Raw genomic sequence first — 12,918 nt, 5'->3', positions numbered from 1 at the left:
GAATTCGACTCCAAATTCAAGGACTTCAGAGCCGGAACGGAATCATCTTCCGAACGGCTTCGTATCGGAGATAAAGCCCGCCCCAGGCAATGAGGCCGAGATAGACGCCGAACAGCAGATGCGAAAACACCGGGCTGCCGACGCGCAGATGCGTCGCGATTGCCCCGCCGAGAAGACCGGTGAGGAGAATGGCGCCGAGCACCGATGTGCGCGGCAACGCATAGAGCAGCGCGCAGGCGAGCGTGATGATGCCGAGGCTACGCGCAAGCGCCGGGTCGGCGGAATAGCCGAGTGCCGTCAGCGTTTCCGTCACCGGCGCGATCGGCACAAGCTTGATCGCGCCGTCGAAGAGGAGGAAAGCAACGATGAGCCCGCTCATCACGCTCCCCGTCACGGTCTGCCAACGCGGCTGCACGGCATGTGAATCAACAACTACGGACATGGCTATATCCCCTTGTTCGGATTCCCGAATTCACATCCGGGTCAGCAGCTCGGCAAGCTGGTCGGCGCATTTGCCCCAGCCTTCATGGAAACCCATCTCCTCGTGGGTCTTCTTGTCCTCGGCTGTCCAGTGTGCAGCCGTCGCCGTGTATTTGGTACGGCCGTTGTCGAGATCTTCGAGCAGCACAGTCGCCGTCATGAACGGCTTTTCCGATGGCACCCAGGCACTGGTATAGGCGTCGGTGAAGACCAGCTTCTCGTTCTCGACGACCTCGAGATAGACGCCGCGGTTGGGAAACTCCTGTCCCTCCGGACTGCGCATGACGATGAGATTGGCGCCACCGGGGCGAAGGTCGATTTCGGCACGGGCAATGCTCCAGGGCCGTGGCACAAACCACTCCTTCATCAGCTCCGGATCCGTCCAGGCTTTGAAGATCTTTTCGCGCGGCGCATCAAACTCGCGGACGAGAACCAATTCGTGTTCGGCAGTAGCGGTCATTTCCAAATTCTCCGTTTGAACGAAACCCGTTTTGCATCAGGTTGTTACAAGGACGTTGGATCTGTCGCTGTCCCGACAGGCAGCAAGATTTCCTGCAAGATTTATTTCGCGAGGGGAAGCGCCGGCATATGCTGCAGGCTATCGATCTGCATGCGGATGTGAGCCGCTTCCGGTGCCGAATGCGCCAGCGCAATGGCACGATCGAAGGCCTCCCTTGCCTCGCGGACCCGGCCGATCTGCTTGAGGAGGCCACCGCGCAGGCCGTGGTAATAGAAATAGCCGTCAAGCTTCTCTTGCAGCGTCTCGACCAGCATCAACGCCTCTTCCGGCCCCCGCAGCTTCGATACGGCCACGGCTCGGTTGAGCGTGATGATCGGCGATGGCTGCATCCGCTCCAAAGCGCGATAAAGCAACTCGATCTCTTCCCAGTCTGTGTCCTCGGCACGCTTGGCACGCGAATGCAGCGCCGCGATCGCCGCCTGAAACTGATAGGGGCCGGGCTGCCGGTGGCGGATCGCCTTGTCGAGCAGCGCCAGCGCCTCGTTGATCAGCTCGCGGTTCCAGCGCGACCGATCCTGGTCTTCCAGAAGGACAATGTCGTTGTCTGCGCTGAAACGCGCCTCGCGCCGCGAGATCTGCAGCAGCATGAGCGCCAGCAATCCCATGATCTCGGGTTCGGCAGGAAAAATTCGCAGAAGCAGTCGGCCAAGACGGATCGCCTCATCGCTGAAGGCACAGGCCTCGCGCTCCGGATCTGCCTGACTGTAGCCTTCGTTGAAGACGAGATAGACCATGGTGCTGACGATCTGCAGCCGTTCTGCCCGTTCCGCCGCATCCGGCGTCTCGAACGGCACACCGGCCTTGGCAACGCGCGCCTTGGCTCGCGTGATACGCTGCTCCATGGCGCTTTCGCCGACGAGAAAAGCCCGCGCGATCTGCTGCACGGAAAGCCCCGAGACGATGCGCAGCGCCAGAGCAATCTGCTGCGTCGCGGGCAGGTCGGGATGGCAGCAGATGAACAGCAGCCGCAGGATATCGTCGCGATAGTTGGAATCGTCTAGCCGCTCGGCGATATCGCTCTCGGCGTCCCCGGTGTCGGAGATCAACTCCTCGTCGGGAAGCGCCTGCGTCTTCGAGCGTTTGCGCACCGCATCGATGCCGCTGTTGCGGCCAACGAAGATCAGCCATGCCGTAGGATCGCGCGGCGGCCCCTTGTCGAGCCAGGTGCGAATGGCGCGCAGGCAAGCCTCCTGGAAGGCCTCTTCCGCGATATCGAGATCGCGGAAGTATCTGAGCAGCGCGCCAAGCGCCTTCGGTCGGGCCGAAGCAAGCGTCACGTCGATCCAGGCAATGTCTGTCATGTCGAGGATTCTCCCGGCCGGAACACGTAGAAAGGCCGAATTTCGTAAGATGTGGAACCCGGGTTGACGGACGACAACTCCTTGGAAAAGGCCACGGCTTCCTCCAGCGTGTCGAAGTCAACCACATAGAAGCCGAGAAGCGCTTCCTTCGTTTCGGCGAAGGGACCGTCGAGCACCAGAGGCTCTTCCTTGCCCTTGCGCACGGTCGTCGCCGCCGTCGTCGGCATCAGTCGCCCGACCGGTCCAAGCTTGCCGGCCCTGGCGATCGGTTCCTGAACCGCGTAGAGCTTCGCCATCACGGCGTCCTCTTCCTCCTTGGTCCAGGAGAAAACCGTCTCTTCATTGGCATAACAAAGAATTGCATAAAGCATCTCATACTCCTCTTCCTCAATGACGCAGGAGTAACGCGATGCCCGGCAGGACGCAGCAAAAATTTGGAGTCTGGACGAGGGATGCAGGGTCTGATGCTGCGAGTGTAGCATCGCGCGGTCATCGGCAGTTAAAACGCCGCGATCAATATCCGTCGATCGCTCCGGGAGCGTCACTTCCCCTATGCTCATTGTGGGCTCACTCGTGCCATGAGCAGGGCATTGATGCTGGTTCATGGCAGCGGATACATCCCTTCACGGTGCCTTCCACCATTTCCTCCACTGTTGAAAAATGGCCTTGATGGTAGCTCGCTCCGGCGTAGAGTCTGGTTATGGGTATCTTCGACGTTGGTGACGGTTCGCACCGCAAAAATCTGAAGCAAGGCCTGCGTCGGATCGAGAAGGCCGATGGACGTCAAGCCTTCCGCTTGCAGCTCGTATTCGCAACGATCGATATCGCGATCCTCGCCTTCTTCATTCTTGGTCCGTACCTTCGATCGGGTCCGTCCTACCTGATCATCGACTACTTTATCGCCGCTTGGATCGCGATCGAAATGATCGCGCGAGCGGTTGCCGCGCCCTCCGTCCGCCAGTGGGCCCTTCGCCCCATGACGTGGATTGACTTGATTGTTCTGGCAACGCTCGCCTTCCCGGAGGTGCTCTTCAACTTTGCTTTCCTCAGGGTTCTCCGGCTGTGGGCAATCGGGCGCAGCCCGCTTATCAAGGAACTCTTGCATCGAGCGGGATACAGTCATCTGCTGGACGTTGTGCAGGCAGTGATCAACTTCGTGGTTTTCCTTTTTCTGATGACTGGCTTTGTCTACACCTCATTTTTCTACGACAAACCTGGTGGAGAGGGCTTCGTGGATGCGCTCTACTTCACTGCCGCCACCGTGACGACCACCGGATTCGGGGACATCACGTTGCCCGGGACCGTCGGAAAGCTCACCTCGGTCGTTACCATGATGGTTGGAATTTCCCTGTTTGTCCGGCTGGCCCAGGCGATCGTCAGGCCCCATAAGGTGACCTATGCCTGCCACCGATGCGGGCTGCAACGGCACGATGCAGATGCCGTCCATTGCAAGGCGTGTGGCGATATCCTCAACATCCCCGACGAAGGATCGTAGATATTTGAGGTGCTGACCCGACGGTGGTTGGCATGGGGTCTCTGCCCCTACCTGGCTGTCTGCTTGTCACCCGAAAGTGTGTGCGCAACGACCGCGTTTGCATGGCCGTGGCCCATCCCGTGTTCGCGCTTCAGCATGTCGACCAGTTCCATGTGCTTGGCAGGATAGTGACTTCGAACGATCTGCTGCCAGTCGTCGATAGGACGGCCGTATGTCTTTTCGATCGATGGAAAATACGAAGCAGGTCCTTTGACCTTCTCGATAGTCATCGCACGCCATCCCCTCTTCGTGCCGCGTCAATGGCAGCAACGTCGATTTTCTTCATGGTCATCATCGCTTCGAATGCGCGGCTTGCTTGGTCGCCGCCGGCTGCAAGGGCATCCATGAGAGTGCGGGGTGTAATCTGCCAGGAAATTCCCCACTTGTCCTTGCACCAGCCACATTCGCTTTCCTGGCCGCCATTGCCGACAATCGCATCCCAATAGCGGTCTGTTTCTTCCTGATCCTCGGTGCTGATCTGGAATGAGAACGCCTCGTTGTGCTTGAACGTGGGGCCGCCATTCAATCCGATGCAAGCGACACCGAATACGGTGAATTCGACGACCAGCACGTCTCCCTCTTTTCCATCGGGGTAGCTGCCAGGCGCTCTGGTGATGGCACCGACCTTACTGTCTGGAAAAGTCGCAGCATAGAATCGGGCGGCTTCCTCCGCGTCCTTGTTGTACCACAGGCAAATTGTGTTCTTAGACATTGGTTGCTCCTCCGGCTTGCTGTCTCCGTCAGGTCGAGAACCGACCCGATGGTACAATGACGCACAAGCGGCCTCCAATCCGACATCATGTTCGAGATAGCGGCACTTTTATTTGTCGCCTCGCGGGCCGACTGGCGCCTCGGTAGCTTTGCGTCAACAACTGACCACTACGGGCCGGCGTGCGTTAATCAAGCCCCGGACGCAGCCCATCAATCTGTTTAAACAACGGTTAACCAACCAGGCGCATATTAGCGACGCTGCAAGGGCATATGTGCAGCACGCATGTAAAGCATGGCAGTGCAGTGACTTGCATAAAAAGGGGTCCGCAGCAGCTGATTGCGGACCCCTTTCTGATTTTGGTTTGGAAGCAAGATCTCAGAAGCGTTGTGGCGCCGCCGGCTTGTTGCCGACGATGGCGTCGATGCGCGCCAGAACCTCTGAATTTACCTTGTTCTTGTTCTCCAGGGCCGCGAGGTTGTCCTTCAATTGGCTAAGCCGCGATGCACCGAGAATGACCGTCGAGACGTGGCGGTTCGAAAGGCACCAAAGCAGGGCGAGATGGGTCATGGATATTCCGATCTCGTCGGCAAGGCGCGTCAATTCCTCTACCTGGGATAGCTGCGCGCGTCCGGCTTCGCTCGACCATTTCTCCTTGAGCCATTCATATCCGGGCAGGTTCAGGCGGCTATCGTTCGGGGTACCCTTGTTGTACTTGCCGGTCAGGATGCCTGACGCCAGCGGCGACCAGATCGTCGTGCCGAGCCCCATCAGTTGGTAAAGCGGCAGGTAATCGCTCTCCACCTTCTGACGCTCGAAGATATTATACTGAGGCTGCTCCATCGTCGGCGGCGTTATGCGCAGGTCACGTGCCACCGCGAAGGCTTCCGTCAGTTGCTGCGCCGACCATTCGGAGGTGCCCCAGTAGAGAACCTTGCCCTGAGTGACCAGATCGTGCATCGCGCGTACGGTCTCTTCGATTGGCGTATCGATATCAGGGCGATGGCAGAAATAGAGATCAAGATAGTCCACCTGCAGGCGCTTCAACGCAGCGTGCGCGGCATCTGTCACATGCTTCCGCGACAGGCCTCTCTGCGTCGGCTTGCTGCCACCCCAGAAAACCTTGCTCGAAACGATATAGCTGTCGCGGGTCCAGCCCAGAGTCTTGAGCGCTTCCCCCATGACCACTTCCGATTTCCCGCTCTCGTAGCCCTCGGCGTTATCAAAGAAGTTGACGCCGTTGTCGTAGGCATGTGCCATCAAGCTTACGGCATCGCCGCCGTCGACTTGCTTGCCGAACGTAACCCACGATCCGAACGAAAATTCACTGACCTGCAGGCCAGACTTCCCAAGACGGCGATATTCCATGACGTTTCCTCTCCACTGACGACGGTGAGTGTACTAGCGGAAGATCCGTTCTGCGGCAAATGAGCCAAACTGCACTAAGAGATCGCGGTAATCTCGAGTTCCTGCCCACCGACTTCGACGGCATCGCCGACGGCCTTGCCTATCAGGAGCCGGGCAACCGGCGAGACGAAGGAGATCGAGCCGGTCTTGGGATCGGCTTCGTCCTCGCCGACGATGCGGTAGGTCTGCACGCGGCCGTCGTCGCGGCTGAAGGTCACCGTGCTGCCGAACGCCACGGTGTCGGTCGAGACCGGATCCGGGACCAGTTGGGCCGTGCGCACCCGGGCCAGAAGATAGCGGGCGTCACGCAAGGGGGCTGCGGCCTGGCGCCGCCGTTCGTTCACATCTTCGATTGCGCTCGCGGCCTCGTAGGCCTCGCGCGCTTGCTGAAGCTGCAGTTCGAGGGCCTTCAATCCCGCTTCCGTAACAAGGTTCGGATGGGGCGAAATTACCCGGTCGGGCAGCAGCGTTTCCGAAGCTGTTTCGAAGCTCTCTTCCTTGGTGAAGGCAACGGCCAAATCTCTAAACTCCATCTTTGCTGCCGCGCGCTCGGGCAGTGCATGAGGCAATCGTCTCGCCCGAATTCGAACGTGCATATACCGGCAACCGACGAGCGGCCAATCCCGCGTGTCAGATCATCGTAGCCGTCCACTATACACGAAAACGATGGTCAGCTCTCCGAAAGCGTCCGCCTCACGGCGCTGCGCCAGCCCTTGAGCTTCGCCGCACGCGTCTTCTCATCCATGTCGGGTTCGAAGCGACGATTGCGCTTCCAGCTTTTGGCAAAGCCTGTGCGATCAGGCCAGACCCCGGCCCTGCTCCCGGCGAGCCAGGCAGCGCCCAATGCCGTGGTCTCTAGGATCACCGGCCGATCGACCGGTGCGTTGAGAATATCGGCAAGCCGCTGCATCGTCCAATCGGACGCCACCATGCCCCCATCGACGCGCAGCACGGTGCTTTCCACGCCGCCTTTCCAGTCCTTGTGCATGGCATCGAGCAGATCGCGCGACTGGTAGCAGACCGCCTCGAGCGCGGCGCGGGCAAATTCCTTTGGACCGCTGTTGCGCGTCAGGCCAAAGATCGCACCCCGCGCGTTGGCGTCCCAATGCGGCGCGCCGAGGCCGGTGAAGGCCGGCACCAGGTAGAGCTCTTGGGTCGAATCTGCCGCATCGGCAAGCTCGCCGGTGCGCGATGCGCTATCGATGATGCCCAGACCGTCGCGCAGCCATTGCACGGCAGCGCCCGCGATGAAGATCGAGCCTTCCAGCGCATAGGTCGTCTCGCCGTTCAGCCTGTAGGCAATCGTCGTCAGCAGCCTGTTCTTTGAACGCACGATGTCGCTGCCGGTGTTGAGCAGCGCGAAGCAGCCTGTGCCATAGGTCGACTTCATCATGCCCGGCTCGAAGCAGGCCTGTCCGATCGTCGCCGCATGCTGATCGCCCGCTACGCCGAGGATCGGGATCGAGGCCCCGAGGATATCGTGCTCGGTCACGCCAAAGTCGTCGGCACAGTCTTTCACGTCAGGCAGCATCGCCGCGGGAACGCGCAGGATGTCGAGCAGTTCCTTGTCCCAGGCATTTTCGGCAATGTTGTACATCAGCGTTCGCGATGCGTTGGTCGCATCCGTTGCAAAGCACTTGCCGCCGGTCAGGCGCCAGATCAGAAAGGTATCGACCGTGCCGAAGCAAAGCTCGCCCTTGGCAGCGCGGGCTCTCGCGCCCTTCACATTGGCAAGCATCCAGGAAAGCTTGGTGCCGGAAAAATAAGGATCGAGAAGCAGGCCCGTCTTCTTGGTGAAAGTCTTTTCGAGGTCCTGCTTCTTCAGCTTGTCGCAGTAGCTGGCCGTGCGCCGATCCTGCCAGACGATCGCGTTGTGGATCGGCCGGCCGCTCTCGCGCTCCCAGACAACGACAGTCTCCCGCTGGTTGGTGATCCCGAGCGTGGCAATATCCTTGGCTTCGATCTTCGCTTCGCGGATCGCCATCTTGATCGTGGAGACGACGGAATCCCAGATCTCCTCCGGGTCGTGCTCGACCCAGCCGGAACGCGGATAGAGCTGGGTGAACTCCTTCTGCCCCGCGCCGGCGATCTGCATGTCGCCATCGAACACGATCGCCCGCGTCGATGTCGTCCCCTGATCGATCGCCAGAACATATCCGCTCATGCCAGTCCTCCCCGCGTCATGATTATCGCGTCGAATCAATAGGACAGCCGAACGGGCGAGGAAAGCGCCCGGTGTCGTTTTGGACACAAGAGATTTGCCAGGAACGCAATTGCCAGCGCTGCCGCTTTGCGCATAACCTCCCATTCTATTGCGTCGCAAAACCGATCAGACCGGGAGAACTACATGGCCAGGACAGTCGTCGTCACCGGATCCACCAGCGGCATCGGCCTGGCAATTGCCACGGCGTTTGCCGGCAAAGGCGACAACCTCGTCATCAACGGCTTCGGAAAACCCGAAGAAATCAAGGCGATAACCGAACGCCTTGAATCATTGTCCAAAGCCGGCGTGATCCATCATCCCGCTGACATGACCAAGCCCGCGGAGATCGCCGACCTGATCGAGACCGCCGCCAAGCGCTTCGGCACGGTCGATGTCCTGGTCAACAACGCCGGCATCCAGCATGTCGAGAAGATCGAGGATTTCCCGATCGAAAAGTGGGACCAGATCATTGCCATCAATCTGTCCAGCTCCTTTCATACGATGCGGGCTGCAATACCGCTGATGAAGGCGAAGAAGCACGGCCGGATCATCAACATTGCCTCGGCGCACGGGTTGGTGGCCTCGCCGTTCAAATCCGCCTATGTCGCGGCGAAGCATGGTATACTCGGCCTGACGAAGACGGCAGCGCTCGAGCTCGCGGAATTCGGCGTGACCGTAAACGCGATTTGCCCGGGCTATGTCCTGACGCCGCTCGTCGAGAAGCAGATACCCGATACGGCCAAGGCCCGTGGGATGACCGAGGAACAGGTCAAGACCGAGGTGATCCTCAAGGCTCAGCCGACGCATGAATTCGTCAAGGCGGAAGAGATTGGCGCGCTGGCTCTCTATCTCGCAAGCGACGACGCCCGTCAGGTCACCGGTACCCATATCTCGATTGACGGTGGCTGGACGGCGGCATAACCATTCAAAATAAAGATAAAAAACAAGGAACAACATGAACGACTGCATCCGCTTCATCCTGAATGGCGAGGACGTCTCCTTAAACGATGTCCGGCCGACCGAGACGCTTCTTGATTTCCTCCGGTTGAAGCGGCGGCTCACGGGCACGAAGGAAGGATGCGCGGAAGGTGACTGCGGCGCCTGCACGGTTCTCGTCGGTCGGCTGATCGACGGCAAGCTGCACTACGAATCCGTCAATGCCTGCATTCGCTTCATGGGATCGCTGAACGCGACCCACGTCGTCACCATAGAGCATCTGGCGGCCAAGGACGGGACGCTGCACCCGGTACAGCAGGCAATGGTCGATTGTCATGGCTCGCAATGCGGCTTCTGCACGCCGGGCTTCATCATGTCCTTGTACGGCCTCTGGCTGTCGAACGAGAAGCCGAGCCGCGCCGATATCGAAAAGGCGCTCCAGGGCAATCTCTGTCGCTGCACCGGCTATGAGCCGATCGTGAAGGCGGCAGAACAGGTGAGCCGCGTCCGCCCGAGCGCATTGTTCGATCCGCTGCAGAGAACCCGATCCGACATCGTCGCAAGGCTTTGGGCCATGCAGCCGAGCGGTACCATCTCGATCACATCAGGCGACGAGCGCCTGCTCGTTCCGAAGTCGGAAGAGGCCCTCGCACGGATTCTGGCCGATGAACCGAACGCAACCATTGTTGCCGGCTCCACTGACGTCGGGCTGTGGGTGACCAAGCAGATGCGGGCATTGAACCCCGTCGTCTTCATCAATCACCTGTCGGAACTGCAGACGATCACGGCGGGCGAAGGCGGCTTCACCATCGGCGCCGGCGTCACCTACTCCCGCGCGTTCGAAACCATTGCCGGAAAGGTGCCGACGCTTGGTCGCCTTATCGACCGCATCGGCGGCGAGCAGGTTCGCAACATGGGAACGATCGGCGGCAACATCGCCAACGGCTCGCCGATCGGCGACAGCCCACCGCCACTGATCGCGCTCGGCGCCACCGTCAAGCTGCGCTCGACCCAGGGCACGCGTATGCTGCGGCTCGAGGATTTCTTCATCCACTATGGCAAGCAGGACCGCCGCCCCGGCGAGTTCGTGGAAAGCATCTTCGTGCCCTACCCCGCCGAGGACACGAAATTCTCCGTCTACAAGATCACCAAGCGCCGCGACGAAGACATCACCGCCGTTCTTGGCGCCTTCTATCTGACGCTGGACGCCGAAGGTGACGTCAACGACATCCGCATTGCCTTCGGTGGCATGGCCGGCACGCCCAAGCGCGCCCGGGCCGTCGAGAGCGAACTGATGGGCAAGCCTTGGAACGAGGAAACCACCGAAGCCGCCCGGGCCGCCTTCGATGCTGATTTCCAACCGCTCAGCGACTGGCGCGCAACGGCCGAATACCGGCAGCTGACCGCCAAGAACCTGCTCACGCGCTTCTATCTTGAAACCTCGGGCACGCCCGCGGAACTTCGCCGCTTCGAGGAGGTGGCATAATGGATAAATCTGCCTTCCCCGAACCCAAGTTCATCATCAACGGGGCCATGCATGGCTCGCTGCGCCACGATTCCGCGCACAAGCATGTGACCGGAGCCGCCGACTACATCGACGACCTGCCGGAACCCGCGGGCCTGCTGCACGGCGCGCTTGGACTATCCGACCGCGCGCACGCCGAGATTCTCAGCATGGACCTCTCGGAGGTTGCGGCGACGCCGGGCGTCGTGTGGGTGTTCACCGGCAAGGACGTCCCTGGCGTCAACGATGTCAGCTCCAACGGCAGCCACGACGAGCCGCTGCTTGCCGAGACCAAGGTTGAATTCCACAACCAGCCGATTTTCGCTGTCATTGCCGAGAGCCGCGACATTGCTCGCCGCGCCGCCCGCAAGGCCAAGATCGAATATCGCGACCTTCCACACTGGAGCGACATCGACGGCGCATTGGAAAACGGCAGCCCGCTGGTGATCACGCCGATGACGCTGAAGCGGGGCGAAGCCAAGTCGGAGATGGAGAAGGCACCGCGCCGCCTCACGGGGCAGATGCGGATTGGCGGCCAGGAGCACTTTTATCTCGAAAGCCACATCGCCATGGCGATCCCCGGCGAAGACGACGAAGTTGCCGTCTGGTCGTCGACACAGCATCCGAGCGAAATCCAGCATATTGTCGGCCACGTCCTCAACATCCCGTCGAATGCAGTCACCGTGAACGTGCGTCGCATGGGCGGCGGCTTCGGCGGCAAGGAAACCCAGGGAAACCAGTTTGCCGCTCTGGCCGCCATCGCCGCCAAGAAGCTCAAGCGCGCCATCAAGTTCCGTCCCGACCGCGACGAAGACATGGCAGCGACCGGCAAGCGCCATGATTTCCTGGTCGATTACGAACTCGGCTTCAACGACGAAGGCCGTATCCACGCGGTGGATGCGACCTACGCCGCACGCTGCGGCTTCTCGTCCGACCTTTCCGGTCCGGTGACCGACCGCGCGCTCTTCCATGCGGATTCCAGCTATTTCTACCCGCATGTTCACCTGACCTCGAAGCCGCTCAAGACCCATACGGTCTCGAACACCGCGTTTCGTGGTTTCGGTGGCCCGCAGGGAATGCTGGGCGGCGAGCGCTTCATTGAGGAGATCGCCTATGCCGTCGGCAAGGACCCCCTGGAGGTCCGCAAGCTCAACTTCTACGGCCAGCCCGGCTCAGGGCGCACCCTGACACCCTACCACCAGGAGGTCGAGGACAGCATTCTGGAGCGGATCGTCGGCGAACTGGAAGAGAGCGCCGATTATCAGGCTCGCCGCAAGGCGATCATCGAGTTCAACCGCGACAGCCGCTACATCCGCAAGGGGATCGCGCTGACCCCGGTGAAATTCGGCATCTCTTTCACCATGACCGCCTTCAACCAGGCCGGAGCCCTCGTGCACGTCTATCAGGACGGATCGGTCCACCTGAACCACGGCGGCACCGAAATGGGCCAGGGTCTTTACACCAAGGTCGCACAGGTCCTCGCTGACAGCTTCCAGATCGATATCGAGCATGTGAAGATCACCGCGACGACGACAGGCAAGGTACCGAACACATCGGCAACGGCCGCGTCCTCCGGTTCGGACCTCAATGGCATGGCTGCCTACGATGCCGCCCGGCAGATCAAGGAGCGGCTGGTCGGCTTTGCTGCCGATATGTGGGGAGTGCCGGAATCGGAGGTGGTCTTCCTTCCGAACCGCGTGCGCGTCGGCGACAAGGAAATCCCCTTCTCCGACTTCATCAAGCAGGCTTATTTCGCCCGCGTGCAGCTCTCGGCTGCCGGCTTCTACAAGACGCCGAAAATCCACTGGGACCGAGCCGCCGGCAGGGGCACACCGTTCTACTACTATTCCTACGGCGCATCCTGCACCGAAGTCTCTATCGACACACTCACCGGCGAATATCTGATCGACCGCACCGATATCCTCCACGATGTCGGCCGCTCGTTGAACCCGGCCATCGATATCGGCCAGGTCGAAGGCGCCTTCGTTCAGGGCATGGGCTGGCTGACCACAGAAGAACTCTGGTGGGATGCCAAGGGCCGCCTGCGCACGCACGCACCCTCGACCTACAAGATCCCGCTGGCCTCCGACCGTCCGAAGATCTTCAACGTCCGCCTCGCGGAATGGTCGGAAAACGCCGAGCACACCATCGGTCGCTCCAAGGCCGTCGGCGAGCCGCCCTTCATGCTGGCGATCTCCGTGCTGGAAGCTCTGTCGATGGCTGTCGCCAGCGTCGCGGATTACAAGGTGTGCCCAAAGCTCGATGCGCCGGCAACGCCCGAACGGGTGCTGATGGCCGTCGAGCGAATGAAGAAGGTGTAACTG

Annotated in this window: 13 protein-coding genes; 4 read left to right on the top strand and 9 right to left on the bottom strand. The window is 60.5% G+C overall.

Translation table 11 applies throughout. From position 1 onward, the window contains the following. Positions 1-25 precede the first annotated feature (25 nt). The 4 genes from A6U87_RS08810 to A6U87_RS08795 all read right to left on the bottom strand — a co-directional run bounded on the left by A6U87_RS08810 (position 26) and on the right by A6U87_RS08795 (position 2,672). On the bottom strand, positions 26-442 hold the full coding sequence (locus A6U87_RS08810) for a DoxX family protein (RefSeq protein WP_065690884.1): 417 nt from the start codon (positions 440-442) through the stop codon (positions 26-28). 30 nt (positions 443-472) lie between these two features. Continuing rightward, the gene (locus A6U87_RS08805; RefSeq protein WP_065690883.1) at positions 473-940 is read right to left on the bottom strand and encodes an SRPBCC family protein; all 468 of its coding nucleotides are present in this window, start codon (positions 938-940) and stop codon (positions 473-475) included. Between the two features lie 101 nt (positions 941-1,041). Then, the gene (locus A6U87_RS08800; protein WP_065690882.1) at positions 1,042-2,301 is read right to left on the bottom strand and encodes an RNA polymerase sigma factor; all 1,260 of its coding nucleotides are present in this window, start codon (positions 2,299-2,301) and stop codon (positions 1,042-1,044) included. Continuing rightward, positions 2,298-2,672 carry a YciI family protein gene (locus tag A6U87_RS08795; protein ID WP_065690881.1) on the bottom strand — a complete coding sequence of 125 codons (375 nt, stop codon included), beginning with the start codon at positions 2,670-2,672 and terminating at the stop codon, positions 2,298-2,300. Before A6U87_RS08795 ends, A6U87_RS08800 begins: the two co-directional genes overlap by 4 nt. A gap of 329 nt (positions 2,673-3,001) precedes the next feature. Between A6U87_RS08795 and A6U87_RS08790 the strand changes: the two genes are divergently transcribed. Next, positions 3,002-3,796, top strand: coding sequence for a potassium channel family protein (locus A6U87_RS08790; RefSeq protein WP_065690880.1), 795 nt, complete (start codon positions 3,002-3,004; stop codon positions 3,794-3,796). Between the two features lie 47 nt (positions 3,797-3,843). Here A6U87_RS08790 and A6U87_RS08785 read toward each other — a convergent pair whose 3' ends face one another. The 5 genes from A6U87_RS08785 to glpK all read right to left on the bottom strand — a co-directional run bounded on the left by A6U87_RS08785 (position 3,844) and on the right by glpK (position 8,115). Next, on the bottom strand, positions 3,844-4,065 hold the full coding sequence (locus A6U87_RS08785) for a DUF4287 domain-containing protein (RefSeq protein ID WP_065690879.1): 222 nt from the start codon (positions 4,063-4,065) through the stop codon (positions 3,844-3,846). Beyond that, positions 4,062-4,547: a VOC family protein gene (locus A6U87_RS08780; RefSeq protein ID WP_065690878.1), complete on the bottom strand. Its 486-nt coding sequence runs from the start codon at positions 4,545-4,547 to the stop codon at positions 4,062-4,064. Before A6U87_RS08780 ends, A6U87_RS08785 begins: the two co-directional genes overlap by 4 nt. 375 nt (positions 4,548-4,922) lie before the next feature. Further along, the gene (locus tag A6U87_RS08775; RefSeq protein WP_065690877.1) at positions 4,923-5,912 is read right to left on the bottom strand and encodes an aldo/keto reductase; all 990 of its coding nucleotides are present in this window, start codon (positions 5,910-5,912) and stop codon (positions 4,923-4,925) included. Between the two features lie 74 nt (positions 5,913-5,986). Beyond that, a complete protein-coding gene (gene greA, locus A6U87_RS08770; protein WP_065690876.1) occupies positions 5,987-6,469 on the bottom strand; it encodes a transcription elongation factor GreA in 483 nt (160 codons plus the stop codon). Positions 6,470-6,621: 152 nt separating this feature from the next. Further along, entirely contained in the window at positions 6,622-8,115 is a 1,494-nt protein-coding gene (gene glpK, locus A6U87_RS08765) for a glycerol kinase GlpK (protein WP_065690875.1), read from the bottom strand. Between the two features lie 183 nt (positions 8,116-8,298). Here glpK and A6U87_RS08760 point away from each other — a divergent pair, with 183 nt between their 5' ends. Genes A6U87_RS08760 through xdhB form a run of 3 tightly spaced genes read left to right on the top strand, consistent with a single transcriptional unit; the run spans position 8,299 to position 12,915 of the window. Then, positions 8,299-9,075, top strand: a complete 777-nt coding sequence (locus A6U87_RS08760; protein ID WP_065690874.1) for a 3-hydroxybutyrate dehydrogenase — start codon at positions 8,299-8,301, stop codon at positions 9,073-9,075. Between the two features lie 34 nt (positions 9,076-9,109). Then, positions 9,110-10,576, top strand: a complete 1,467-nt coding sequence (gene xdhA / locus A6U87_RS08755; RefSeq protein ID WP_065690873.1) for a xanthine dehydrogenase small subunit — start codon at positions 9,110-9,112, stop codon at positions 10,574-10,576. Beyond that, positions 10,576-12,915 (top strand): xanthine dehydrogenase molybdopterin binding subunit, encoded by a 2,340-nt coding sequence (xdhB, locus tag A6U87_RS08750; protein WP_065690872.1) that lies wholly within the window; start codon positions 10,576-10,578, stop codon positions 12,913-12,915. Before xdhA ends, xdhB begins: the two co-directional genes overlap by 1 nt. Positions 12,916-12,918 lie beyond the last annotated feature (3 nt).

Origin of the sequence: Rhizobium sp. AC44/96, assembly GCF_001692185.1 — a bacterium.
Taxonomy (GTDB): domain Bacteria; phylum Pseudomonadota; class Alphaproteobacteria; order Rhizobiales; family Rhizobiaceae; genus Rhizobium.
Note: the sequence above shows the minus strand (reverse complement) of the source record. Positions and strands in the feature narration are given on the sequence as shown.